This is a genomic window from Bacillus sp. EKM420B (assembly GCF_011065565.1).
Classification (GTDB): Bacteria; Bacillota; Bacilli; order Bacillales; family Bacillaceae; genus Bacillus; species Bacillus velezensis.
In genome coordinates this window covers 812,942-837,985 of the sequence record NZ_JAAMNX010000001.1, presented here as the reverse complement: position 1 = coordinate 837,985, position 25,044 = coordinate 812,942, and the positions used below count along the sequence as shown (strand labels likewise).

The following is a 25,044-nucleotide window of genomic DNA, read 5'->3' as shown; positions in this document are numbered from 1 at the left end:
TCTATTTTAATTTTTTTTGCAGCTTGTACATTTCATTCATCGCCTCAAGCGGCGTCATATCGAGAATATTGATTGACTTAAAAGCTTCAAGCACTTGTTTTTCTTTATTAGAAACAGCCGGTGTCTTCTGTTCTTTTTCACCGTCAGCAAAAAAGGACAGCTGTGCCGGTTCTTCTTTGACGGCGGGCTTTTTCTCAGGTGCCGCCGGAAGCTCCGGTTTATCTCCCGTCTGCTCAAGCTGTTTCAAAATCTCCTGCGCGCGGCTGATCAGATCGTCCGGGAGCTCCGCAAGCTGGGCGACATGAATGCCGTAACTTTTATCTGCGGCTCCTTCTTTGATTTGATGGAGAAACACGACCGTTCCGTTATATTCCTCTGCGCGCACATGAACGTTTTTCAGCTGAGGAAGCTTATCTTCTAGCACCGTCAGCTCATGGTAATGCGTGCTGAACAGTGTTTTAGCGCCGATATGATCATGAACATATTCAATAATCGCCTGTGCCAGCGCCATTCCGTCGTACGTTGATGTCCCGCGGCCGATTTCATCAAACAGGATCAGGCTGTCTTTTGTGGCGTTCACAATCGCGTTTTTCGCTTCCAGCATTTCCACCATAAAGGTGCTTTGTCCGGAAATCAAATCATCCGCCGCCCCGATTCTCGTGAAGATTTGATCAAAAATCGGCAGAACCGCTTCTTTTGCGGGCACAAAACAGCCGATCTGAGCCATGATCGATAGAAGTGCGATCTGTCTCATGTACGTGCTTTTACCTGACATATTCGGACCCGTAATCAGGAGCATTTCCCGCGAATCGCCCATCAGGCAGTTGTTCGGCACGTATTCTTGACTGTCCATCACCTTTTCAACGACGGGGTGTCTCCCTTCAATGACTTTTACTTCATTATCAGAAAAGACGGGCTTTGTGTAATGCCTGTTTTCACTGATCGTAGCAAAGCATTGCAGCGCATCCAGCTCACTCATTTGTTTGGCAAGACGCTGCAGACGCGGAATAAATTGTTTCACCTTTTCACGCAGTCCGGCAAAAAGCTCATATTCCAGCTCGCAGATGTTGTTTTCCGCTTCTAAAATAAGCGCTTCTTTTTCCTTCAATTCCGGCGTAATGTACCGTTCGGCGTTTGTGAGGGTCTGCTTCCGCTCATACCGCCCGTCCTCAAGCAGATGAAGGTTTGCTTTTGTGACTTCAATATAATAGCCGAACACTTTATTGAAACCGACCTTTAATGAACGGATGCCCGTATAAGCGCGTTCCTGCTGCTCCAGTCTGGCAATCCAGTCTTTACCGTTTTTGCTGGCGTCACGGTACTCATCGAGCTTCTGATGATAGCCGTCTTTAATTAAGTTGCCTTCTTTTAACGATAACGGCGGGTTTTCATGAAGGGCTTCTTCTAACAGGTCAAGCAAATCTCCGCACGGATCAATCAAGCCGGCGCGTTCTTTTGCTTTTTTATGGTTAAGAGACCCTACAAGCTCTTTAATGCTCGGCACTTGTTTTAAAGATTCTTTCAGCTGGATTAAATCCCTTGCGTTGACGTTTCCGAATGCGACCCGGCCCGCCAGACGTTCTAAATCGTATACTTCCTTCAGGCGCTCGCGCAGATCTTCACGCTCAAACAGATGATTGATCAGCGTCTCGACCATTTCCTGGCGTTCTTCGATTTGGGATGCCCTGATCAGCGGACGGTCAATCCATTGTTTGAGAAGCCGGCCGCCCATCGCTGTTTTCGTCTCGTCTAAAAGCCAAAGCAATGACCCTTTTTTGCTTTTCGAACGGATCGTTTCCGTCAGCTCAAGATTCCGTTTTGAATACAGGTCAATTTTCATCGCTTCTTCCAATTCATATACTTGAACCGGCTGCAGATGATCCAGGCTCCGTTTTTGCGTTTTCTGCAAATACGTATATAAACGCATAAACGTCTCTGTCAGCTCTTCGCCCGGCAAGTGCTTTGCGATTTCAATGCGTTCTGTTATTTCCCCGTCTTCGATCGAAATCGTTGCGCTGCACCGTTCTTTCAGCTGAGCAGCTGTATGTTCGTTAAACTTGCTTGATACGACAATTTCCTTTGCGCCGACTGAGTAAATTTCTGACATGACATCTTCAATCCGCTCAATAAATACGGCCAGGTTTTCTCCGGTCGTTAAGTCCGATAAAGCGAGACCGTATCCGTTACGAAATTCGGAAACGGAAGCGATAAAGTTGTTTTCCGACTCATGGATGCCTTTTCCATCCATCACGGTTCCCGGGGTGATCAGCTGGACGACTTCTCTTTTTACAACGCCTTTAGCCGCCTTCGGATCTTCCGTCTGCTCACAGATCGCCACTTTATAGCCCTTTTTAATCAGCTGTTCAATATAAGCCGCCGCGGAATGATACGGCACGCCGCACATCGGAATTTTATCAGCCGAACCTCCGTCTCTGCTTGTCAGTGTAATTTCAAGCTCTTGCGACGCTTTTTTTGCATCTTCAAAAAACATTTCATAAAAGTCACCAAGCCGAAAAAATAAAAAGGCATCTTGGTGCTCTGCCTTTATCTTCAAGTATTGCTGTATCATAGGCGTGTAACTAGCCATCATTTAATCCCTCACTATGTATCTTCTCTTATCCGAATCCCATTATAACATAAACAAGAGTGATATCTTTATATATAAAAAAGAGACTTGGGGTGTTAAACTCCCCTAGCCTCAACTTATTCTTCAGGATCTCCGACTAAAAATTCAGGGTTAATGTCCTCTAATTCTTCATCAAGATCGTCTTCCCAATCATCATCATCGTCTTCTTCCCAGTCAGGATTGACTTCGACGACGACTTTCGTTTCACCGACCACTTCTGCTAAAAATTCTCTCTCTGCCTGAACCACGATTTTATTTCCGTTAGGAGAAATGGTGACTTCAAGACAATTCGGCTGCTGCAGCACTTTGGCAATGACTTCGTGTTCGTCATCTAAGTAATTTGTGTCTCTGTATCTGAGTTTAATCACATCGACATACTTTACTCTCTCGGTTACAACTTCCGTTTTTGTATTATCGGCGTAAGAGTACCAGACGTTTATATCATAATACCCTTCAATTTCTACAGTCTTCCCGATCTTTTCGGCATCGTACTTGTGGTTGATAATCCAGCCGCCCAATATACTTGACGGTTTTTCTCCAGGCGAGATCGTGTTGGTGCATTGGGTGAATTTTCTTCCTTTCGCAACTACCGCTTTCGTAATAATTTCCCTGTATTCAGACATTCCGGCAGGCCTCCTTGTTCTTCTTCGTGTTATCTTATGCTGGGCATTTGTCTCATGTGCATTTTTATAATAAAAATATAAAAATACAAAGTTTCTGTTTCATTGTATGCAGCCCTGCCCAGAAACTTTACTTTTAAGTATGATAAAACTTTCCAGTAAAAATAGGACAAAACGTTGAGATAATGAAAATTTAGTACATATTTCAATTAGTTCTCAAACAGCAAAAAAACACGGGCCGATGAAGGCCCCGTGTTTAAATAGAACAGCTGTTATTCGAATGTTTTACTTTTGAACCGGTTTCTCCCGTCAGCAGGTTGCCTCCGGTAGATGTAATGATTTCGTTTGTCACCTGATTTGAGATCGTATGAGCGACAAGCTGAAGAAGGTCATTGACCTCAATCTGGGAATCTCTGAATTCCTGAATGATCGGAATCCCTTCAAGCTCTTCCTGCAGGGCGTCAATTTTACTTTCCACTTGTTTCAGCGCTTCAAGCTTTTCGTAGTGCTTCAGGTTAACGGCTTGCTTTTGCAGGGTTTTAATCTGATTAATAATCGCAGAGACTTTTTCATTTTCGTTAATCTGCGCCTCGGCGCGTTTGAAAAAATCAACTTCTTCTGTTTCAGAAATCATTTTCGCAAGGTTCCTAGCCTGCTGTACAATGTCTTTCTTTGAGTAAAGCGTCATTATTATTTCACCTCGATTGCTTCTCCTGCCATCACACCGTCAAGCGACCATGTTTTCGCCTGTTCGATTTTGACGCGTACAATCTTGCCGATGGCGTCTTTCGGCCCTTTGAAGTTGACGAGCTTGCTTTTTTCCGTATAGCCGGCAAGAATGTCAGGGTTATTTTTGCTTTCTCCCTCAACTAATACTTCGACAGTCCTGCCTTCATATTCCTTCATTTTTTTGGCTGAAATTTCTTTCACCAAATCATTGAGGCGCTGAAGACGTTCTTTCTTGACCCTCATCGGAACATTGTCTTTCATCTTCGCCGCCGGCGTGCCTTCACGAGGAGAGTAAATAAACGTATATGCGCTGTCAAATTCCACTTCGCGATATAACGAAAGCGTTTCTTCAAATTGTTCATCCGTTTCATTCGGAAAACCGACAATAATATCGGTCGTCAGTGAAGCGTTCGGCATCGCCGCTTTAATTTTTCCGACAAGCTCCAGATAGCGTTCTCGGTCATATTTACGGGCCATCATTTTTAACATCGCTGAGCTTCCTGATTGAACCGGAAGATGGATATGGTCTAAAAGGTTGCCGCCTTTGGCGAGCACTTCGATCAGATGATCATCAAAGTCACGCGGATGACTCGTCGTGAACCGGATTCTCGGAATATCAATTTTACGCAGTTCGTCCATTAAATCACCGAGACCGTACGTCATATCCTCAAAATCTTTTCCGTACGCATTCACGTTTTGACCGAGCAGCGTGATTTCTTTATAGCCTTCGCTTGCAAGTCTTCTGACTTCCTGGATGATTTCCTCAGGACGGCGGCTTCGTTCTTTTCCGCGGGTATACGGTACGATGCAGTATGTGCAGAACTTGTCACAGCCGTACATAATGTTGACCCAGCCTTTAATTTTTCCGTTGCGGACTTTCGGAAGGTTCTCAATGACATCCCCTTCCTTCGACCACACTTCAATGACCATCTCTTTTGATAAATATGCCTCTGATAACAGTTCCGGCAGACGGTGAATGTTGTGTGTGCCGAAAATCATATCGACAAACGGGTGCTTCTTAAGGATGCGGTTTACGACTGATTCTTCCTGTGACATGCAGCCGCAGACGCCGAGAATCAAGTCCGGGTTGTTTTTTTTAAGCGCCTTTAAATGGCCGAGCTCTCCGAACACTTTGTTTTCAGCGTTTTCCCGGATGGCGCAAGTGTTTAATAAAATAACGTTCGCGTCATCAACCGAATTTGTCGCTTCATAACCGAGCGCCATAAAAATACCCGCCATGACTTCCGTATCATGCTCGTTCATTTGGCATCCGTACGTGCGGATATAAAATTTCCTGCCTTCACCGAGGCCTTTAAATTCTTCAGAGATTTTAAAATCGTTATGATATTGAACGGATTCTTTGCCCCGTTTTTTCGCATCTTTTAAAGAAGGCGGAATATATACGGCTTCAAAATACTTGCTGTAATCCTTTTCGGATTTTTTGTCCGCCGGATTCACTTGTCCGCTTTCCTGCTTTTGCTTTTCATTCATGTTCGAATGTCTCCTTTCAACCGAAACTTCCACCCTCAAGTATACTGGTTAAAAGCGTTTGGCACAACCGCCAGCCTATCATTGTACACCTTATTGAGAATAAGAATCAATAAGAAATAAAAAAGAGGGAATCATTTCCCCCTTACACAAGCTGAAGCTCTTTTGCGGCTGAACGGATTACTTCCAGGGCCTGGTCAAGCTCCTCTTTTGTATGCTCCGCCGTAATAATGGTGCGGATTCTCGCTTTTCCTTGGGCGACCGTCGGATACACGATGCTTTGTGCAAACACGCCGCGGGTCAATAAAAGGTCTGATAATGCCTGGGCTTTTTCTTCCTCCCCTATTAATATCGGCACGATCGGTGTTTCGCTTTTTGTGAGGGTCAGCCCCATTTGAACCAGTTTGTCTTTGAAATACGCCGTGTTCTCCCATAGCTTTTCCATATGCTCCGGCTCTTCCAGCAGGACGTCAATGGCTTCTATGCATGCGGCCGTTACCGCAGGCGGATGAGAAGTGCTGAATAAGAAAGGGCGCCCTTTATGGCGCAGGTAATCGATCAGAACCTGCGACCCTGCGGCGTAACCGCCAAGCACTCCGATGGCTTTGCTTAATGTGCCCACTTGTATGTGGACTCTTCCGTCAAGCCCGAAGTGATTAACCGTTCCCCTTCCGTTTTTTCCGAGTACGCCGGAAGCATGCGCGTCGTCGACCATCACAAAGGCATCGTACGCCTCTGCAAGTTTGACGATGTCAGGCAAAGGAGCGATGTTGCCGTCCATTGAGAATACGCCGTCGGTGACGATCAGGCGCATGCGGTAATTCATTGACTTTTTCAGCACCCTTTCCAAATCGTCCATATCAACATGGCGGTACACCTTTTTATCTGCTTTCGTCAGCCTGATCCCGTCAATGATGGAAGCATGGTTCAGTTCGTCAGAGATCACGATATCCTCTTTTGTAAGAATGCTTGATAAGACGCCCTGATTCGTTGTGAACCCCGATTGAAAAACAAGTGCCGCTTCTGTTTTTTTAAAGTTTGCCAATTTTTTCTCCAGCTCATTGTGCATTGTGAATGTTCCGGCGATAGTACGGACGGACCCCGTACCCGCTCCGAATTCTTCCGCGGCGCGTTTGGCCGCTTCGACAAGTCTCGGATGCGACGTCAAACCGAGATAATTGTTCGATGAAAGCTGTATCACGTTTTCCCCTTTGACTTCCACCGACGGACCCTGCTTCGTTTCAATTTGTTTCATTTGCTGCCACGTTTTATTTTCTTTCATTTTATCAAGCTCTGCTTTTAGAAATTCAAATTCTTTCATTATAGAACCCTCCCCTTATGGAATCAAAATGACTTTGCCGCACTGTCCCTTTCTCATCAGGTCAAACCCTTTTTCAAAGTCTTCAAGCGGAAACTGATGCGTGATCACCGGCGTCAGATCAACAAGGCCGGATTCAAGCAGGTGCGATACCTGCCGCCATGTTTCAAACATTTTTCTGCCTGTGATGCCTTGGACGGTAAGTCCTTTAAACACCACGTCATTTGTCAGGTCAACCGTCACCGGACGTTCCGGCAGACTCAGCATGTGGAACCTTCCCCCGTTGGCCGCCATCTTTAATCCTTGTGTTATGGCTGCCGGGTGGCCTGACATTTCGCAGACAAGGTCGATCCCTTCTCCGCCTGTTAAGGTGTCGATCACCTCAAGCGGATCTTCCTCGTCAGCTGAAATGGTGATCGCAGCTCCCAATTTCTTCGCAAGAGCCAGCCTGTAATCATTTTTATCAATGGCCGCAATAAGGGATGCACCGGCCGCTCTAGCCACCGCCACCGCCATCAGCCCGATCGGTCCGCAGCCGATAATTGCAGCGGAACCGCCCGCAAGCCGGCTGCTTTCCAGCACCGTATGCACCGCGTTGCCAAGCGGCTCTTGAACAGAGGCGACGGCGGGGTCCATATCAGCGGGGTTTTTCCAAACATTTCGGGCCGGCACTTTGACATATTCAGCGAAGGAGCCGGCTGTATCTACGCCGAGGATCTTTGTATGGGTGCACACATGATGTTTTCCTGTTAAACACGGGACACAAGTACCGCAGACGAAGTGGGTTTCAGCCGAAACGTAGTCACCTATTTTGACATTTGTGACGTGCTTGCCCGTTTCCGCTACGATACCGCTGAATTCATGTCCGAATACTTGAGGTGTTTTGATTCGTTTCTGCGCCCATTGATCCCAATTATAAATATGCACATCTGTACCGCATATAGATGCGGCCTGTACTTTAATGAGAACTTCATTCTCATTAATGGAAGGTATGGGAATTTCTTTCAGTATTGCTCCGAAAGCGTTTTCATTTTTGACGATAGCTTTCATCTTTCCTCCCAACATGTACACTCCTCCTCGAAAAAACACTGTAATAACTGGATTGTAACATGAGTTAAAAAGGAGGTAAATACCAGTGTCCACTCCAAGAAAACAACTGCTTCCGTCCGGAAAAATGGGCGGGATTTTTTTTGAATATTATATGAATAAAGCCATTTATCATCTCTTCGTACTATTAATATAATATTGTGAGAAAATATGACAGCAATAAAAACAACCTGCTCGCCTTACGCAAGCAGGTTGAGAATGTCATGTTTTTGTTTTTAACGGGGTTCGACGATTAACTTAATCGCCGTTCTTTCTTCTCCGTCAATCTGTATATCTGTAAAAGCCGGAATACAAATCAAATCTACGCCGCTTGGCGCGACAAAGCCTCTGGCAATCGCAACCGCTTTAACAGCCTGGTTTAAGGCACCCGCCCCAATTGCTTGAATTTCGGCGGCTCCGCGTTCCCTCAATACGCCGGCAAGCGCTCCTGCTACTGAATTTGGACTTGATTTTGCTGAAACTTTTAAGATTTCCATTTCTGCTCCCCCTTAGTTTTACAATGGATAAGTGAGTGTTCATTAGAACAATCATTATTAGATGTTGCTATCCAAAAAGCCATCCCCACAATGCTTTTCAAAAATAGCGGGCTACCTTCCATTTCTACTATATTCACTAAGAAGTTGCTATATTCCTGCTTTTCCTTTTAATATTTTTATAAAATAAACACATGATCACCTATTCAAAGAACATATGGTCATCATTGATTAATATCCGTTCGATATTTACGGCCTTTTTCGTTTGATCGTCGATGTCAATGAGCACTCCGCTCAGCGTAGTTTTACCTTCCGCCACCGTAAACCGGACGGGAAGATTGGTTTTAAACCGCTTGATGACCGTTTCTCTGTCCATACCGAGAATTCCGTCGTACGGACCCGTCATGCCTACATCAGTAATATATGCCGTTCCTTTCGGCAAAATGCGGTTATCTGCCGTTTGCACGTGTGTATGGGTGCCTACCACGGCAGAGGCTCTTCCGTCTGTGTACCAGCCGATCGCAATTTTTTCGCTTGTCGCTTCGGCGTGAAAATCAATAAAAATGTACGGCGTGCGCTTTTTCGCTTCTTCTATTAATTCATCCGCTTTAGCAAACGGATCATCAAGCGGCGGAAGAAACGTCCGCCCCTGTAAATTAATGACGGCAAGCTCTTTTCCGTTCGATTTAATATAGGTAATGCCTTTGCCCGGCGTACCTTCCGGGAAATTCGCCGGCCGGACAAGATGCGGCACATCATCAATAAAGTCGAAGATCTCTCTTTTATCCCACGTATGGTTTCCCATTGTAATGGCATCTGCTCCCGCTTCCATCAGGCTGTGGTAGATCTTTTCCGTCAGTCCTTTTCCGTGCGCTGCATTTTCTCCGTTAATAATTGTAAAATGCGGTTTATGTTTCGCTTTCAGTTTCGGGACATATTCTTTTACCATGTCGCGGCCCGGGGAACCGACAACATCTCCGATAAATAAAATTCTCATACATTCCATTCCTTCCTTTTCAGGGACTCAAAAAAATAAAGTGATGCGCTAAGCATCACTTTATTTTGCATACTCTACGGCTCGAGTTTCTCTGATTACGGTCACTTTAATGTGACCCGGATAATCAAGCTCGTCCTCAATTCGTTTACGGATATCACGCGCCAAACGATGGGCTTCTAAATCATTAATGGAGTCCGGCTTCACCATGATGCGAACTTCACGGCCAGCCTGAATCGCAAATGATTTTTCAACACCTTCGTAAGACTCGGAGATTTCTTCAAGCTTTTCAAGTCTGCGGATATAGTTTTCGAGCGTTTCACTTCTCGCGCCCGGTCTTGCGGCTGACAGTGCATCAGCGGCAGCGACCAGAACGGCGATAATGGAAGTCGGCTCTTCGTCTCCGTGGTGTGACGCAATACTGTTAATGACGACTGGATGCTCTTTATATTTGGTCGCAAGCTCCACTCCGATTTCCACGTGGCTTCCTTCCACTTCATGGTCAATTGCTTTACCGATGTCATGCAGAAGACCGGCCCGCTTGGCAAGCTTTGCATCTTCTCCAAGCTCGGAAGCCATTAAACCGGCTAAAAACGCAACTTCCATAGAATGTTTCAGTACGTTCTGCCCGTAGCTTGTACGGAATTTCAACCGGCCGAGGATCTTGATCAGATCCGGGTGGAGTCCGTGAACGCCGACTTCAAACGTCGTCTGCTCACCCATTTCCCGGATATAGTCATCAACCTCACGGCGGGATTTTTCAACCATTTCTTCAATGCGCGCCGGATGAATACGGCCATCCTGAACGAGTTTATCAAGAGCGATTCTTGCCGTCTCCCGTCTGATCGGATCAAATCCGGAAAGAATGACTGCTTCAGGTGTGTCATCAATAATCAGGTCAATACCTGTAAGCGTTTCAAGCGTACGAATGTTACGCCCTTCACGGCCGATGATACGTCCTTTCATCTCATCATTCGGAAGATTGACGACCGATACCGTCGTTTCGGCAACATGATCTGCTGCACAGCGCTGCAAAGCAAGCGACAGAATGTTTTTCGCCTTTTTATCTGCCTCTTCTTTCGCACGGTTTTCGGTTTCTTTTGTCATGATGGCGATGTCATGTGAAAGCTCATTTTCAACCCGGTCAAGAATGATTTGTTTCGCTTCATCCCGTGTCAGGCTCGAAATGCGTTCGAGTTCTGACTGCTGCATACGAATCATCTCATCCACTTTGCTTTCCATCTCTTCAATATGTTGTTGTCGTTCATTCAGAGAATGATCTTTCTTCTCCAACATCGCTTCCCGTTTATCAATTCCTTCGTGTTTACGGTCAAGATTTTCTTCTTTTTGAAGTAAACGGTTTTCTTGTTTTTGAAGCTCATTTCGTCTTTCACGAACTTCCTGTTCAGCATCTATTCGAAGTGTATGGATTTCGTCCTTTGCTTCAAGCAGAGCTTCTTTTTTCAGTGCTTCAGCATCACGCTTTGCATCTTCAAGGATTTGCTCGGCAGCACCGCGTGCGCCCGCAATCTTTGCTTCGGCAATGGTTTTACGAACATAGTAGCCAACAACTAAACCGAGCAGAGTCAGCAAAATGGAGATGAGAACCGTCATTGGGGTCATACTTTCACCTCCTCTTGCTATGAACTTGGTTTTTGCTTAAATAAGTGCCGGCATGTACATTGTCTGATTTTCTCAACATACAGAACCTTCACAGGGAATGAGTCTCTCATGCCCTTGTCAAGTTTAAATGGTTTAACAATCATGTTAAAAAAACAAATGTTACAACTTCATTGTAATTGTGTCGGAAATACTTGTCAAGCTTGCCAGCTTAACGATTCGCCTTCAGCTCGGATCGTCGCCCATGTATATATCATACCATACCTTCATCCGCTTTTCGTGAATGACGGCTCTGTCAGTCCGCCTGGTTAAGCAATTGGTAAATTCTATTGTTTACCTGTCCTAATTTGGCGTTATTCTGAATGTTTGACAGTAATATGACATATTTGCTTGCCGAATGGCTGAAGCTGTTCAAAATGTTGTAACCGGGCATAACACCGTGATTGGAATAGCTGCCCGGATCAATGTAAAACCCCATCCCGTAAGCGGCACTGCTTCCTGCTGTAAACATTTTTGTGAAGCTTTCTTTTGAAAGGAGCGTGCCGTTTACGATCGCTTTATCAAATTTATAGAGATCTTCAGCGCTCATATACATGTCGCCCGCCCCGTACAGCTGCGATAAGTCCAAAAGGTGCGGCGTTACAAGACTGCCGCTCTCATCGACTTTGTAGCCGACGGCAGGATATTTGGCTTCAGCAAATGTTTTGTAAAATCCGGCATGCTTCATTCCGGCCGGTTTGAACACGTGTTCTTTTATATATTGTTCATAAGACTCCCCGCTGACCTGAGATACGATATAAGCAAGCACTGAATAGTTGGAATCCCTGTAATCCCAAACCCCGGGCTGCCGTTTAATTCCGCGGTATTCTATATCCTTGATTAAATCAATTGGAGAAATCGGTCCCCGACCCTCAATATGCCCGTTTATGCCGGACGTATGATTGAGCAGGTTTTTCAATGTAATGCGCGTGCCGTTAGGAAAATTCGGCAAGTATGTACTGACGGGGTCACTCGTCTGCAGCAGCCCTTTTTCTTCAAGCTGCAGGACAGCCGTCGCGATTAACGCTTTTTGTGAAGAACCGATATAATATGATGTCTCCGGATTGTTTTTAATTTTTTGTTTTCGGTCCGCATAGCCAAAGCCTTTTTTCAGCACAACTTTTCCATCTTTTACGATCATTGCTGTGCCGCTGAACCCGATCTGTTGCAAGTAATTGCTGATCTGTTTATTGCGATCGATTGATTTAGGTGTTTTCTCTTTTTGCGTCTTTTCTTTTTTCTGTTGAGTCTGGTCTTTTGAAGTATCAGATTGAGCGGCGGGAGCATTTTTAACGGATTCCTTCTCCCGATGATGCGCTGTGACGGTCCAGATCATAATAAAAACAGTGACAAGCAGCAGAAAAAGAAACAGCCCTCCCGTTTTCATCAGCTTCTTCTTTCTTTTTTTATTTATTCTTGTGCGGCGGGGGCTCGTCATCTTTTTTCCTCCTCAGATATAATTTCAACTTTCGCCATGATGTTAGACGAGTGAAGGGTGAAAAAAGTTGTAACATTCCAGATAAAATTTTCCGAAACAGCCAGTGTTTTTTTGAAACACACAAAAAAAAGAGCGGAAATTGCTTACTCCGCTCTTTTGATCGTGTTTTTATTCTTCTAATTCCATCTCTTCCTGAACTTCTTCCGCTTTGTCCGTTACACCGTTATTGTCTAAACCGTAATATTCACGGATTTGTTCCTGAATCATCAGCATGATGTCTTTATTTTCTTTTAAGAACTGCTTGGCGTTTTCACGGCCCTGACCGAGGCGTTCTTCTTCATAAGAATACCACGAACCGCTTTTTTGCACGATATCCAGTTCAGTTCCAAGGTCGATGATTTCCCCTTCTTTGGAGATTCCTTCACCGTACATAATGTCCACTTCAGCCGTACGGAACGGAGGAGCGACTTTGTTTTTTACGACTTTAATTCTCGTTTTATTCCCCATCACGTCGTTGCCCTGCTTTAATTGCTCGGCACGGCGCACTTCAAGGCGCACGGAAGAATAGAATTTCAGCGCGCGGCCGCCCGGTGTCGTCTCCGGATTTCCGAACATAACGCCGACTTTTTCACGAATCTGGTTAATAAAGATTGCGATTGTTTTAGATTTATTGATGGCGCCGGAAAGCTTACGGAGCGCCTGAGACATAAGACGCGCCTGTAAACCGACGTGTGAATCACCCATGTCACCTTCAATTTCAGCTTTTGGAACAAGCGCCGCAACAGAGTCAACGACTACGATATCAACAGCTCCGCTTCGCACCAGCGCTTCAGCAATCTCAAGCGCCTGCTCTCCCGTATCCGGCTGAGAAAGCAGAAGCTCTTCGATATTGACACCGAGCTTTTGCGCGTAAACAGGATCAAGAGCATGCTCAGCATCAATAAATGCGGCCTGTCCGCCTTTTTCCTGAACCTCAGCGATTGCGTGAAGCGCTACAGTCGTTTTACCTGAACTTTCAGGTCCGTATACTTCAATAATCCGTCCGCGCGGGTATCCGCCTATTCCGAGAGCGGTATCAAGTGCAAGGGAGCCGCTTGGCACCGTTGAAATTCTTGTATCCGTTTTTTCTCCGAGCTTCATGATGGAACCTTTGCCGAATTGTTTTTCTATTTGCTTAAGAGCCATATCTAAGGCTGCCTGACGATCACTCATTTATTTTTTCCTCCTTTATCTTGCCACTACATATACTATACCTTGTTTACTGGCATTTGCCAAGAAAAAAGCGAACGCATATTCGGATTTTTTCCGCGTTCGCTTTTCTGCAAAAGAGCATAATTTCCCTTATAAAACTTAAAAATCAGAGAAAACGGCTCTTTAAAACTTTATTTTTGATCCAGCATTTTTAAAATGAGATGGCAGCCGTATTTAGCGGCGCGCTTTCTGATTCCGGTTCTTGAGCCGGCAAAGTGAAATTCGTGCACCTCTTCTTTTCCTTCCGCCGAAATGCCGATAAAGACGCGGCCCGGCGCATGCCCTTCCTGCGGATCGGGGCCCGCAACTCCGGTAAAGCTGATGCCGATATCGCTTCCGGTCAGCTTTCTCACACCGGCTGCAAGCTCTTTCGCACACTCTTTGCTGACCGCTCCGCTTTCTGCGAGCGTCTCAGCTTTCACGCCGAGCACATGCTGTTTCACGCTGTCGGAATAGCAGACAACGCCCCCTGCAAATAGTTGAGACGCACCGCTTAAATCAGTCACCCACTCTGAAAACAGGCCGCCTGTAAAGCTTTCGGCAGAAGAAATCGTCATTTTGTTTTGTCTGCATGCTTTTGAAAGCTCCTTCACCAGGGACGTATCATCATATCCGTAGAAAAATTCACCGACACGTTCTAAAATGGCGGCTTCCGTTTCTTTTAAAAGCCGTTCTGTTTCTTTTTCGTCAGCATGTTTCGCCGTTAAACGCAGCGTGACCTCGCCGTCAGCAGCAAGCGGCGCAATCGTCGGATTCGTCTGCGCGTCAATGATATCTTCTAAATCAGCTTCAAGCTGGGATTCACCGATTCCGAAAAACCGCAGCACGGTTGAAACGATTTTCTCATTAGAACCGAGCTTTTTAAGAAGCAGCGGCTTCGCTTCATTTTCAAACATCGGACGCAGCTCGCTCGGCGGTCCGGGAAGCAGCATATAAAGCCTTGAGCCGTGCTCTGCAAGCATTCCCGGCGCCATGCCGAAATGATTCGCCAAAACGTCCGAGCCCTCAATGACGAGCGCCTGTTTGCGGTTATTCGGCGACATGGTCCGTTTTGTTTTCACGAAATATTCTTCGATCGACCGGAATGCTTCGTCATTCAGAACGAGCGGGCGCCCCAGTGTGTTTGCAATGGTTTCTTTCGTTAAATCGTCCTTGGTCGGCCCGAGGCCGCCTGAAAAAATAATCAGGTCTGAGCGCTCTTCGGCAATGCGGATGACTTGCTTAAGCCGCTCCGGATTGTCACCGACAGCGGTATGGTAAAACACGTTTACACCGATTTCCGCCAGCTCTTTACTGATAAACTGCGCGTTCGTATTGGCGATCTGGCCGAGCAGAAGCTCCGAGCCGACCGCAATGATTTCTGCTTTTTTTGCTATTTCCATCTTTAAGTCCTTCTTCCTTAGTTAGATGTTTTTAACGCATCCCAGTTCTTCGCAAAATAATCCCAGCCGGAAATGACTGTGAAGAGCACGGCCACCCATAAAGCGATATCGCCGAACGGGAAAGAAACGAGCTCAAACGGAAGATTATGCAGCAAAAGCGCGGCAACAGCGATGATCTGGGCCCATGTTTTAATTTTCCCCAGCATATTGGCGGCTACAACTTCCCCCGTTCCCGCCAGCACAAGTCTTAATCCCGTTACGGCAAATTCGCGGCTGATGATGATGATGACCATCCACGCCGGCGCAAGGTCAAACTGCACAAGCGTAATTAATGCCGCGGACACCAGCAGTTTGTCAGCCAGCGGATCTAAAAATTTCCCGAAGTTTGTCACGAGGTTCAGTTTTCTGGCGTAGTAGCCATCCACCCAGTCAGTCGTTGATGCGATAATGAATAAAACAGCTCCCGTAAGATGCGCGACCGGAATCGATTCATCCCCTATATGAACGCTGCCCCAATGAAAAGGAACAAGCATGATAATCATAAATACAGGAATTAAAGCGATTCTTGCCAGTGTGATTTTATTCGGTAAGTTAAACATAAAGCCCCTCCAATAATATGTACTCGGACGTGAAGAAAAAGTCATCTTAATCGTTCAGATGACTTTTCCCCTTTTATTTTTTCATCTTGATTGTGATGGTCTGCGCCATCACATCATGCGGATTGAGTTCATAGGACAGAACCTCTCCGTTGATTTTAATTTTCAGGTTAGGGGCATAGCCCGTGCGGATTTCAATCTGCTTTTGATCCGTGACGTCTTTTTTAAAGGTTTCGCCTTTTTGCAGCGTTCCTTCTTTTAAAGAACCGCCGCTGTCATCACGGACGCGGATCCATGCGCTGTCAGAAGCAATCAGTTCAAGCTTATACTTATCTGCCCCGGAGACGTTGTATGAAGAAGCCGAGCCTTCCGTTCCGGCCGCTTTGATCTCCGTCTTATCACTGCTTTTTTCTTTCTTTTTCTGCTCTGACGCTTTTGTGTCCTTTTTGTCTTTTTTGCTGTCAGATTGCGCTTCGTCGTTTGTATTGCCGTCGTTTTTCAGCGCAGAATCCTTAGGAATCTCATACTTGCTCTCACTTTGGGTGACGGCCTTATCTCCGTCTGTCTGCCCGGATTTGCTCATTCCGAACTGAATAATCGCATAAATGATCGCGATGACGATAATGACACCGATGACGACAAGGACGGTCGGAAGCCATTCCGCCGCCTTTGAAGCGGACTTAGGAAGCTCCCTTTGCATGGCGAGACCGGAGATTTTTTCCGACACATCGTCATGGTACGTGTTAGGGATGTCTTTTTTATATTCTTCAAATAACTGATCTGAATCAAGCCCGACAGCCTCAGCGTATTGCTTGATAAACGCCCGCACATAAAAATTGCCGGGAATGACGTCATAATTGCCTTCTTCCAGAGCGGTTAAGTATCTTTTCTGAATTTTCGTCGCCGCCTGGAGTTCATCCAATGACATCCCTTTTTCCTCTCTGGCTTCTTTAAGCCGGATTGCTAATTCTGTCACAACAAACACCTTCCAATATTAAAAATCAAAGCTTGAAAAACCGGTCTGATCAAACATTTGCGGTTCTTCTGCATGTTCATATGTAATGACTTCGTCAGGATCATTTCTGAGTTCGATAATATAATCGAAATCATCGAGCGTATACTCCGAATTTTGAACAAAAATATCGGGGTGCTCCACGACCTTTGTCGCCGGAAGCCGCATAATTTCACTGACGAGCTGAAGATGGCGCTCAGATCCCCGTCTTGTCGAAACGATGCCGTCGAGGATAAACACGTTTTCCGTGCTGTATTCATCGGCAACCAGCTGGCTCCGGATCGTTTGTTTTAGCAGCGTTGATGATACGAAAAGCCATCTTTTGCTGGCACAAACGCTTGACGCAACGATGGACTCCGTTTTTCCGACCCTCGGCATTCCTCGGATTCCGATCAGTTTGTGCCCTTCTTTTTTAAACAGCTCGGCCATAAAGTCAACCAGAAGACCGAGCTCGTCCCTTTCAAAACGGAAGGTTTTTTTGTCATCGGCATCACGCTGAATGTATCTTCCGTGACGGACTGCGAGACGGTCGCGAAGCCTCGGTTCTCTCAGCTTCGTTACTTTAATGGTCTCCATTGTTTTTAAAATTGATTCCAATCGTTTAATTTGATCTATATGCCGGCATCTGAGCAGCATTCCCCTTCTGGAAAGGTCGACACCGTTAATTGTGACAATATTAATTGACAGCATCCCGAGAAGAGATGAAATATCCCCGAGCAGGCCGGGGCGGTTCACTTGAATTTCATATTCAAAATACCATTCGAGCTTTGCCAAATGATATACCCCCTCCATTGTGGCAAATTTTTACCTTCCTTTATCATAAAACATTTTTCTCTAATTAGAAAGAAGAATGTTGCTCTATAGAGGAAAACATAAAAAAAGAGAGGAGAAATCCCCCCCTCTTAATGAGTGCTGTTATTTTCAACAAGCTTCACCATCATATTTGCGATGGCGCGCTGTTCATCTTCAGAGGCAACGCTCCAAAGATCAGCAAGCACTTTTTCCTGATGGTTTTTCGAGTCGACTTCGTTCGCAAGGTAACCGCCGATTTCTGTAGCGAGGTCAGTGATTGTTTCATCACTCATCCCTTTTTCCTGCGCATAGTTCAATCTGTCGCCAAGGAAATTCTTCCAATTATCCCAGTTTTCTAATACTGACATGTTGGGTTCCTCCATTTCATCTGTTGTTACAAAATTATTTTGTCCGTGCAGATGCAAACTATACACACATTTTTTTCAGCAGTGCCAGCCGCCGTTTACGGATAATATATGCCCCGTAATATAGGAAGCCTTGTCCGATAATAAAAAGGCCGCCGCTTCGGCGATTTCCTCCGGCTTTGCCAGCCGGCCCGCGGGAATTTCCTCTGTCAACGCTTCTTTTTCATCAGACGTGAACTGATCAAGCATATTTGTATCAACGGCACCCGGCGAGACTGCATTCACGCGGACGCCGCTCGGAGCGAGCTCTTTGGCAAGCGCTTTGACGAACGAATGCTGCGCTCCTTTGACCATGCTGTATAATACCTCGCACGATGCGCCTGTTTCTCCCCAGACGGAACCGATCGCGACGATGCCCCCGCTTTTTTTCCGGATCATGCCGGGCACCAGATTACGCGCCAAAAGAAACGGACTCGTCACATGCAGCTGCACCATCTCCCGCGCCGTGTCATCCGTAACGTCCGTAATCAGGCCGAAATGACTTTTGCCGCTGTTTAATATCAGAGCATCCACAGGCTGCTTAACGGAACGGCTGAGTGTCTCCGCGCCATCCGGTGAGGACAGATCCGCCTGTATAACGGAGGCTTTTACGCCGAATGATGCGCTCAGCCTTTCCGCAAGCCTGTGTGCGGCTTCCTTATGAGAATGATAATGCAAAAGGACGTCATATCCGTTTTTTGCGAGGACTTCACTTATACTTTGTCCGATTCCGCCGCTTGCTCCGGTTACGAGCGCTGTCTGTTTCATCAATCAATACTCCTTCTTTCCCCAGAAAAACATCCCTCAGGGCGTGAGGGATGTTTTGTTATGATTTTGGCACGACTTTGCAGACTGTCAGCCTGTCTTCTGATATTTCTTCTTTAATGACCCGCTTTACGTCTTCCAGGGTGATCTGCTCCAGTACGGTTACGACATCAAACAGACTCATATCTAAAAAGGCGTAGCGTGTGAATTGGTTGGCGATATATTCAGGTGAATTGAGCGCTTTTAAAAATGACCCGATTTTCTTTTTTCTCGCAAGGTCAAGTTTTTCCGCAGTCACGGCTGATTCTGCATCAAGAAGCATCTGTTTTAATTCGTCAGCGAGCTTATCCGGCTCCGGTGTATCTCCTCCGACAGAGGCAAAACCGAATCCGTATTCAGCCGTGTAATCAAAGCTGAAGGTTTCATCAATGTAGCCTTTATCGTACAAGTTGCCGTAATGCGGTGAGCTTTTTCCGAAGAGACATTCAAGCATGAGGTTCATGCTGAGCTCGTGCTTCAACAGCTCCCGCCCCGTTTTATAAGGGTCTTTCGCCTTTAAGCCGACAAGACATTTTGAGCCTTGCACGTTCATTTTTAATTCCTGCTCCCGGCGGAAAACCGCTTCCTGCTCCTGAACCTCTTTACGTTTGATTTCAGGCTGGTCTGTAAACGGCTTTTTCTCCTGGTTTTTCCGCACCTGGCTGATGACCGCTTCAGGATCTGCGGGACCGACGATAAAGAGCAGCATATTGCTCGGGTGATAAAACGTTTCGTAGCACTCATACAGCAGATCTTTCGTAATATGAGAGATGCTCTCCACCGTTCCGGCAATGTCAATTTTCACGGGGTGGTCTTTATACATATTTTCAATAAGGCCGAAAAACAGCCGCCAATCCGGATTATCATCATACATATTGATTTCCTGGCCGATGATGCCTTTTTCTTTTTCAACTGATTTTTCCGTGAAATACGGGTCCTGAACAAAATCCACGAGTGTTTCCAGGTTTTTTTCTACATTAGAAGTGCTGGAGAACAGATAAGCGGTTCGTGTAAATGATGTAAAGGCATTTGCCGACGCCCCCTGCTTACTGAAGTCCTGAAACACGTCGCCGTCCGCTTTTTCAAACAGTTTATGCTCCAGAAAATGCGCGATTCCGTCAGGGACGTGTACCATTTCTTCCTTATTTAAAGGAACGAATTGATTGTCAATAGAACCGTACTTTGTCGTAAACACGGCGTATGTTTTATTAAACCCCTGTTTCGGCAGCACATAGACATCAAGGCCGTTTGCCATTTTTTCATGATACAGCGTTTCCTGAAGCTGTTCGAAGTTTATCGGTTTAGTCAAGATGCTCCCCCCGTCCCTTTTAAGAAATAAGTCGTATCCAGCTTAATGTTCTTTCCGACATTGATAATGTCCTCTTTTGTCACTTTCTCGATATTGTCGAGGAAAGTTTCGATCGGTATTTCCACTTGGGCTGAAGCCTGCTGATACAGAAATTCCGCTAAGCCGTATGCCGTATCAATCGTTTCTAACACTTGATTTTTAATAACGGCTTTCGTTTGGGCGATATCGTCCTCTGAAAAGTCACCGTTTTGCATAGCCTGAAATTGTTCTTCGATTATGGTGACGGCCTGCTTATAATTTTTCACCTCAATGCCCGACATGACCATCAAAAGCCCTTTGAAGCTTTCCACCCTTGAGGCTGCATAATAGGCAAGGCTCGCTTTTTCACGGACATTTATAAACAGCTTTGAATGAGAGAACCCCCCGAACAGCCCGTTAAACACCTGCAATGCCGGATAATCCGGATCTGTATATGTCGTATTGGTCCGGAATCCGATATTCAGCTTGCCCTGCTTGACGTCCTCTTCATCAATGACTTCCTTCGGATCGGGCTGTTCATTCGCCGCGCTTCTTTCAAAAGGCTGCAGCTCCCGTTCTTCCGTTTTAAAATACGTATCAACGGCCGTTTTCACCTGATCTGAATCAACATCGCCGATGACGTACAGGTCCAGCTGATCTTCGCGTATGGCTTTTTGATAGGCTTCATACAAATCTTGCGGTGTAATGTGTTCAACATCATCGAACTCGCCGTTGACGTGAAGGGCATACGGTTCGCTTTTGCACATTTCCTGAACGAGACGCAGATTAGAATATCTCATCTTATCATCATATACGGCTTGAATCCGCTGTTTCAGCGTCCGTTTTTCCTGCGTGACATAAAGGGGCAGGAAGGCGCCGTTTTCCAAAGCGGGCGAAAAGACAAGCTCTGATAAAAGCTGAAGGCCTTTTTCCAATAACGGTGTGCGGTCCTTCAGATACTTTTCATTAGGAATCTCAAGTCTGAACGTAATGACATGACGTTCTCCCTTTTTTGTCAGATCAGCTGAAACGGATGTGCCGTACAGCTCATCAAAATAAGAACGCAGATCAGCGGTTTTCGGGCGGCTTTCTGTTCCGCGCAGAAGCACATGCGGAAACAGCGCCCTTTTTGTTACGAGCTCTTTCGTTAAAGGAGCCAGCATTTTAAACGTCAGCGAAACGGTTTTAAATTTCTCAGTCTTTACGATATGGGCGGTGATCCCGCCGTGCTTTGACTTCATTTCATTTACATAAGTCATGTGAAACCTCCTTCGTTCATTCTTTAATAGTATGTATTATGACCAAATTTCAGCATTCGCAAAAAAGAGTGCGCAGATGTAATTATATCAACTGGAGGATTTATAAGGAAACAAAAAACCTCTGCCCGAAAACAGGCAGAGGCATTGTACGTTATTTTTTCAAATTGAAAGGCCACCAGTTGGCTCTTCCGAATATTTTCACCATGACCGGTACAAAAAACGGAAGGACGACAATTGCGTACATGAGAAGGCCTGTTAATACCACGGTTGCAATCTGTAATAAGGAAAGAACGCCTGACGGCAGCATGGCCGCAAAGGTTCCCGCTAAAATAATCGCCGCAGAAATGATGACGGAACCCATATTTTTCATACTGCTGATCATTGCGGGCCCCGTTCCTTCTTTTTTCAGCTCATTAAAGCGGTCCATTAAAAAGATGGAATAATCCACACCAAGAGCCATCAAAATAACAAAGCCGAAGAACGGTACGGCCCAGTTTACGCCCGGATACCCGAAGAAGTGTGTAAAGATGTATTCCGTCACGCCGATGGATGCGAAATACGTCAGTACGAGCGACGCCACTAAATAAACAGGCATAATGAGAGAGCGCAGCATCAGGATGAGAATCAGAAAAATTCCCGCCAGCATAAACATTGCCGTCCGTTTGAAGTCTGAATCCGATACTTCTTTCAGATCGGCATTCATGCTGGAGACTCCCGAAACGCCGAAAGAGGCATTCTTCAGATCCGTGTTCGGAATGGCTCTTTTTACGCTCGCTTTGATCGCTTGAATATCTTGAATGGCCGTATTTGAGTAAGGATTGTTATCAAGAACGACGGTCAATTCTGTCGTTTTTCTGTCATCTGACATGTACGTATTAAACACGCTTGTGAAATCACTGTTTGTCAACGCGTCTTTCGGCACAAACCAGCCTGTCATTTCTTTATCTGACGCCTTGTGAAGCTCACCCAGGTAATCATTCGCCCCCATCATGCCGCTTGATACTTTCTTAAGCCCTTTTACACTATCGTTAAGGCCTGAAGAAAGATCGCTGAGCCGGGAAGAAAAATCACCGAGACCGCTCTTCATTTTTTTCTGACCCTCCGCGAGCTGTCCTGCCGCCGATTCAAGGCGCGGCATTTGTCCTGCAAGAGCCCCCTGTCCGTCTGACACTTGCTGCAGACCGTTTTCAATACTGGTCAATCCATTGATCATTGCGTTAATTTGAGTGTCAATCTTCTTCTGAGCGGCTGCCAGCCGGGCAAATTGTTTTTCAGCTTGCTGCAGATGATCCTTTTGACTGTCGACCTGTTTAGAAAACGCTTCTGCATCCGCGTTTGCCTTGGAAACGGCTGACTGTACACCCGTAAAGGCCGATTTGATTTCTTTGTAAGAGGGATCGGTTTTGACTGACGGTATTGACGCTTCCAATTTTGCAAACGGCAGCCGGGCAAGCTGCTTGTTCAAATCGGCAAGCTGTCTGCTGGCTTCATCTTTCATCGGCAGGACGGTTTTTACCAATTTTAAAGCGTTTTGCGTTTCTGAAGCGAGACCGCTGTTTTGTTTTAGCTGTGAAGTCAGCATTTGTTTTTGCTCTTCAATCTGATTTCTCATCCGGGCGACGCCGGCTTTATTCTCATTCACGCCAGCCTGCAGTTTATTCAGGTTTTCTCCTATATCAGAAAGCCCGGATTTCAGAGACAATGTTCCGTCAATAAGCTGATTGACGCTTTTCCCCGATTCTTCGATCTGCGGCTGTGAATCAGCTAACGACTTTGCGGCATGCCCTAATCCGTCCGTGATTTTTTCAAGTCCTGTATTGCCTTTATCAAGCCCTTCTTGAAGCTGCTTTGCCTGATTTGTGACAAATAATTGATTCAATCCGTTTCCGGCAGGGCGCGTGGCGCTTCTGACCGTTTTTACACCCTCTGTTTTTTCAAGTTCTCTGCTGATTTTTTCGATATCAATCAGGTGTTTTTCGGTATTTAATGGCTCATCATTTTTGATGACGACTGTGGCCGGAAGAAGTTCTCCCGGGCCGAATGCGCCTGAAATCGTATTAAACGCGCGGACGGATTCATATTTGTCCCCGATTTCGTCAAGGCTGTTGTAAGATAGCGATCCTTTGTAAAGAAGGATAGGCGGGACGGTGAATACCGCAACGATTGCAAGACTGATGAGCGGCCTTTTAAATGAAAACCGCCCTGCCGTTTCCCATGCTTTGCTTTGAGGATGGGAAATATCGCCCTTAACAGGCCAAAACAGTCTTTTTCCTAAAACAGCCATAAAAAACGGCACGATCGTCATGAGCGCAAGCAGCAGCACCGCGACACCGACCGCAACGGCCGCTGCCGACTGATACAGCTTAAATGTCGCAAATCCGATGCAGGCAAATCCGATCAGCACCGCACCGCCGCTGTACAAAACCGTCTTTCCGGCCGTTTTGTAGGTGACGACGATCGCTTCTCTTATATCAGCGCCATGCGACAGTTCTTCTTTAAATCTGCTGAGAAGCAGAATGCAGTAGTCTGTACCGATTCCGAACATAATCGCAACCATAAAAATCTGCGTAAAAGTTGAGAGCGGAAAATTCAGCTGGTCGACTAAAAATGCGACAATCGACTGGCTGACTAAATAAGATATCAATACAGATAAAAGCGGCACAAACGGAGCGACCACTGACCGGAATACAAGGATCAGCACGATCAGGATAAAAGCGACCGTTATATATTCAGTCTTTTTCAAGCCGTCCTGTGAGCTTTTTAACACATCTTCGTCAATCAGCGACTGGCCTGTAATGCCGTATGATACGCCGTACGGTTTCAGCTCTTTATCAATTTTATTTTTGATTTCGAGGATATCGTTTTTGGATGTATCCAGCTGCAGCTGAACGAGCATCGTTTGTCTGTCTTTTGACAGCAGCTGTTTTTTGATGTCGTCATTTTTCTCCCCGAAGTATGAAGTCACCGTTTTAATCTGAAGCGCTTTTTTCTGTTCAGACAAAGTGCTGACGGCTTCTTCCAGACGATCTTTTTTGTCTGTCATTAAGCCTTTTTCGTGAAATACGATGACGGCAGAAGAAGACGGTGCATCTGAATCAGACATTTCATCAAGCAATTCATGGGCATAAGAAGAGGAATATCCGTCCGGTACGGAAATCTGCCCTTTCTCCCGTGTCAATTCAGCCATATCAGGCGCTGTAAGCATAAATATCACCGTTGCGGCGATCCATAACGCGGCGATGATCCAGCGGGCTCGGATAATGTTTTTCATTATGTCTGCTGATCCTCCTCTGTCATCATCAATCGATATAATTTTTCATATGTATTAACGAACATCTCCGCCTCGTCTTCATCAAAATACATAATATATGAACGGACGAGTTCCTCAATCCGCCGCTCCACACGGTGAAATACTTCCGTCCCCTTTTCCGTGACATTTAAAAGTATGCTCCGGCGGTCGCTTTGGCTGCGTTCTCTATTGATGTAGCCTTTTTCATACAAGCGGTTCGTCATCGATGTAATGGCGCTTTTGTTGACGTGGCACACCGCGGCCAGTTCAATTGATTTGCAATCCGGATTGAGCATAATATAGCGGAGTATGTAATATTGATCCAATGTCAGCTCTTTGTTCACTTTTTCAGCGATAATGCTGTCAATTTTTTTTAAGACGTGCAGGTATACATCGGAATAACGCTGAATCAGCTGCTTCACTTTTTCTTCATGCACCTTTTCCCCCTCCTTCCAATAGTTAAAATGTTTAACTAT

At 45.8% G+C, this 25,044-nt stretch carries 21 protein-coding genes; all 21 read right to left on the bottom strand.

Translation table 11 applies throughout. The annotated features are described in order from the left end of the window. Nucleotide 1: 1 nt before the first annotated feature. The 21 genes from mutS to G9F48_RS04075 all read right to left on the bottom strand — a co-directional run bounded on the left by mutS (nucleotide 2) and on the right by G9F48_RS04075 (nucleotide 25,005). Nucleotides 2-2,587 carry a DNA mismatch repair protein MutS gene (gene mutS / locus G9F48_RS04175; RefSeq protein WP_094246926.1) on the bottom strand — a complete coding sequence of 862 codons (2,586 nt, stop codon included), beginning with the start codon at nucleotides 2,585-2,587 and terminating at the stop codon, nucleotides 2-4. A 116-nt stretch (nucleotides 2,588-2,703) separates the two neighbouring features. After that, nucleotides 2,704-3,249 carry an outer spore coat protein CotE gene (gene cotE / locus G9F48_RS04170; RefSeq protein WP_003154111.1) on the bottom strand — a complete coding sequence of 182 codons (546 nt, stop codon included), beginning with the start codon at nucleotides 3,247-3,249 and terminating at the stop codon, nucleotides 2,704-2,706. A gap of 253 nt (nucleotides 3,250-3,502) precedes the next feature. Next, entirely contained in the window at nucleotides 3,503-3,934 is a 432-nt protein-coding gene (locus G9F48_RS04165; RefSeq protein WP_003154113.1) for a RicAFT regulatory complex protein RicA family protein, read from the bottom strand. A gap of 2 nt (nucleotides 3,935-3,936) precedes the next feature. Continuing rightward, nucleotides 3,937-5,466, bottom strand: coding sequence for a tRNA (N6-isopentenyl adenosine(37)-C2)-methylthiotransferase MiaB (gene miaB, locus G9F48_RS04160; RefSeq protein ID WP_003154116.1), 1,530 nt, complete (start codon nucleotides 5,464-5,466; stop codon nucleotides 3,937-3,939). 142 nt (nucleotides 5,467-5,608) lie between these two features. Further along, complete coding sequence (locus tag G9F48_RS04155) at nucleotides 5,609-6,787, bottom strand: glycine C-acetyltransferase (protein ID WP_165409133.1); 1,179 nt, start codon at nucleotides 6,785-6,787, stop codon at nucleotides 5,609-5,611. Between the two features lie 12 nt (nucleotides 6,788-6,799). Then, complete coding sequence (gene tdh, locus G9F48_RS04150; protein WP_070081843.1) at nucleotides 6,800-7,846, bottom strand: L-threonine 3-dehydrogenase; 1,047 nt, start codon at nucleotides 7,844-7,846, stop codon at nucleotides 6,800-6,802. A gap of 257 nt (nucleotides 7,847-8,103) precedes the next feature. Then, nucleotides 8,104-8,364 (bottom strand): stage V sporulation protein SpoVS, encoded by a 261-nt coding sequence (gene spoVS / locus G9F48_RS04145; RefSeq protein WP_003154135.1) that lies wholly within the window; start codon nucleotides 8,362-8,364, stop codon nucleotides 8,104-8,106. 199 nt (nucleotides 8,365-8,563) lie between these two features. Beyond that, nucleotides 8,564-9,358: a TIGR00282 family metallophosphoesterase gene (locus G9F48_RS04140; protein ID WP_003154137.1), complete on the bottom strand. Its 795-nt coding sequence runs from the start codon at nucleotides 9,356-9,358 to the stop codon at nucleotides 8,564-8,566. A gap of 60 nt (nucleotides 9,359-9,418) precedes the next feature. Further along, a complete protein-coding gene (gene rny, locus G9F48_RS04135) occupies nucleotides 9,419-10,978 on the bottom strand; it encodes a ribonuclease Y (protein WP_003154140.1) in 1,560 nt (519 codons plus the stop codon). Between the two features lie 292 nt (nucleotides 10,979-11,270). Continuing rightward, a complete protein-coding gene (locus tag G9F48_RS04130) occupies nucleotides 11,271-12,452 on the bottom strand; it encodes a serine hydrolase domain-containing protein (RefSeq protein ID WP_077722212.1) in 1,182 nt (393 codons plus the stop codon). Between the two features lie 168 nt (nucleotides 12,453-12,620). Beyond that, complete coding sequence (recA, locus tag G9F48_RS04125; protein WP_003154145.1) at nucleotides 12,621-13,664, bottom strand: recombinase RecA; 1,044 nt, start codon at nucleotides 13,662-13,664, stop codon at nucleotides 12,621-12,623. A gap of 170 nt (nucleotides 13,665-13,834) precedes the next feature. Further along, nucleotides 13,835-15,085: a competence/damage-inducible protein A gene (locus tag G9F48_RS04120; protein WP_165409058.1), complete on the bottom strand. Its 1,251-nt coding sequence runs from the start codon at nucleotides 15,083-15,085 to the stop codon at nucleotides 13,835-13,837. A gap of 17 nt (nucleotides 15,086-15,102) precedes the next feature. After that, the gene (pgsA, locus tag G9F48_RS04115; RefSeq protein ID WP_003154147.1) at nucleotides 15,103-15,684 is read right to left on the bottom strand and encodes a CDP-diacylglycerol--glycerol-3-phosphate 3-phosphatidyltransferase; all 582 of its coding nucleotides are present in this window, start codon (nucleotides 15,682-15,684) and stop codon (nucleotides 15,103-15,105) included. 73 nt (nucleotides 15,685-15,757) lie between these two features. After that, nucleotides 15,758-16,657 (bottom strand): helix-turn-helix domain-containing protein, encoded by a 900-nt coding sequence (locus G9F48_RS04110; RefSeq protein WP_071391819.1) that lies wholly within the window; start codon nucleotides 16,655-16,657, stop codon nucleotides 15,758-15,760. An 18-nt stretch (nucleotides 16,658-16,675) separates the two neighbouring features. Further along, the gene (locus G9F48_RS04105; RefSeq protein ID WP_003154149.1) at nucleotides 16,676-17,467 is read right to left on the bottom strand and encodes a DUF3388 domain-containing protein; all 792 of its coding nucleotides are present in this window, start codon (nucleotides 17,465-17,467) and stop codon (nucleotides 16,676-16,678) included. 128 nt (nucleotides 17,468-17,595) lie between these two features. Further along, nucleotides 17,596-17,853: a DUF3243 domain-containing protein gene (locus G9F48_RS04100; RefSeq protein WP_003154150.1), complete on the bottom strand. Its 258-nt coding sequence runs from the start codon at nucleotides 17,851-17,853 to the stop codon at nucleotides 17,596-17,598. 75 nt (nucleotides 17,854-17,928) lie between these two features. Further along, nucleotides 17,929-18,657: an elongation factor P 5-aminopentanone reductase gene (gene ymfI, locus G9F48_RS04095; protein WP_165409057.1), complete on the bottom strand. Its 729-nt coding sequence runs from the start codon at nucleotides 18,655-18,657 to the stop codon at nucleotides 17,929-17,931. 58 nt (nucleotides 18,658-18,715) lie between these two features. After that, entirely contained in the window at nucleotides 18,716-20,002 is a 1,287-nt protein-coding gene (gene yfmH / locus G9F48_RS04090) for an EF-P 5-aminopentanol modification-associated protein YfmH (protein ID WP_070081837.1), read from the bottom strand. Continuing rightward, nucleotides 19,999-21,279, bottom strand: a complete 1,281-nt coding sequence (gene yfmF / locus G9F48_RS04085) for an EF-P 5-aminopentanol modification-associated protein YfmF (protein ID WP_014305019.1) — start codon at nucleotides 21,277-21,279, stop codon at nucleotides 19,999-20,001. Before yfmF ends, yfmH begins: the two co-directional genes overlap by 4 nt. A 151-nt stretch (nucleotides 21,280-21,430) precedes the next feature. Next, entirely contained in the window at nucleotides 21,431-24,550 is a 3,120-nt protein-coding gene (locus tag G9F48_RS04080) for an MMPL family transporter (protein WP_165409056.1), read from the bottom strand. Then, nucleotides 24,550-25,005 (bottom strand): MarR family winged helix-turn-helix transcriptional regulator, encoded by a 456-nt coding sequence (locus tag G9F48_RS04075; RefSeq protein ID WP_003154157.1) that lies wholly within the window; start codon nucleotides 25,003-25,005, stop codon nucleotides 24,550-24,552. The genes G9F48_RS04080 and G9F48_RS04075 overlap by 1 nt, the downstream gene beginning before the upstream one ends. Nucleotides 25,006-25,044: the final 39 nt, after the last annotated feature.

Excerpts from the sequence above, each read along its gene's own strand:
- mutS (WP_094246926.1), bottom strand. The coding sequence starts at position 2,587 with ATGGCTAGTTACACGCCTATGATACAGCAATACTTGAAGATAAAGGCA.
- cotE (WP_003154111.1), bottom strand. The coding sequence starts at position 3,249 with ATGTCTGAATACAGGGAAATTATTACGAAAGCGGTAGTTGCGAAAGGA.
- G9F48_RS04165 (WP_003154113.1), bottom strand. The coding sequence starts at position 3,934 with ATGACGCTTTACTCAAAGAAAGACATTGTACAGCAGGCTAGGAACCTT.
- miaB (WP_003154116.1), bottom strand. The coding sequence starts at position 5,466 with ATGAATGAAAAGCAAAAGCAGGAAAGCGGACAAGTGAATCCGGCGGAC.
- tdh (WP_070081843.1), bottom strand. The coding sequence starts at position 7,846 with ATGTTGGGAGGAAAGATGAAAGCTATCGTCAAAAATGAAAACGCTTTC.
- spoVS (WP_003154135.1), bottom strand. The coding sequence starts at position 8,364 with ATGGAAATCTTAAAAGTTTCAGCAAAATCAAGTCCAAATTCAGTAGCA.
- G9F48_RS04140 (WP_003154137.1), bottom strand. The coding sequence starts at position 9,358 with ATGAGAATTTTATTTATCGGAGATGTTGTCGGTTCCCCGGGCCGCGAC.
- rny (WP_003154140.1), bottom strand. The coding sequence starts at position 10,978 with ATGACCCCAATGACGGTTCTCATCTCCATTTTGCTGACTCTGCTCGGT.
- G9F48_RS04130 (WP_077722212.1), bottom strand. The coding sequence starts at position 12,452 with ATGACGAGCCCCCGCCGCACAAGAATAAATAAAAAAAGAAAGAAGAAG.
- recA (WP_003154145.1), bottom strand. The coding sequence starts at position 13,664 with ATGAGTGATCGTCAGGCAGCCTTAGATATGGCTCTTAAGCAAATAGAA.
- G9F48_RS04120 (WP_165409058.1), bottom strand. The coding sequence starts at position 15,085 with ATGGAAATAGCAAAAAAAGCAGAAATCATTGCGGTCGGCTCGGAGCTT.
- pgsA (WP_003154147.1), bottom strand. The coding sequence starts at position 15,684 with ATGTTTAACTTACCGAATAAAATCACACTGGCAAGAATCGCTTTAATT.
- G9F48_RS04100 (WP_003154150.1), bottom strand. The coding sequence starts at position 17,853 with ATGTCAGTATTAGAAAACTGGGATAATTGGAAGAATTTCCTTGGCGAC.
- ymfI (WP_165409057.1), bottom strand. The coding sequence starts at position 18,657 with ATGAAACAGACAGCGCTCGTAACCGGAGCAAGCGGCGGAATCGGACAA.
- yfmF (WP_014305019.1), bottom strand. The coding sequence starts at position 21,279 with ATGACTTATGTAAATGAAATGAAGTCAAAGCACGGCGGGATCACCGCC.
- G9F48_RS04080 (WP_165409056.1), bottom strand. The coding sequence starts at position 24,550 with ATGAAAAACATTATCCGAGCCCGCTGGATCATCGCCGCGTTATGGATC.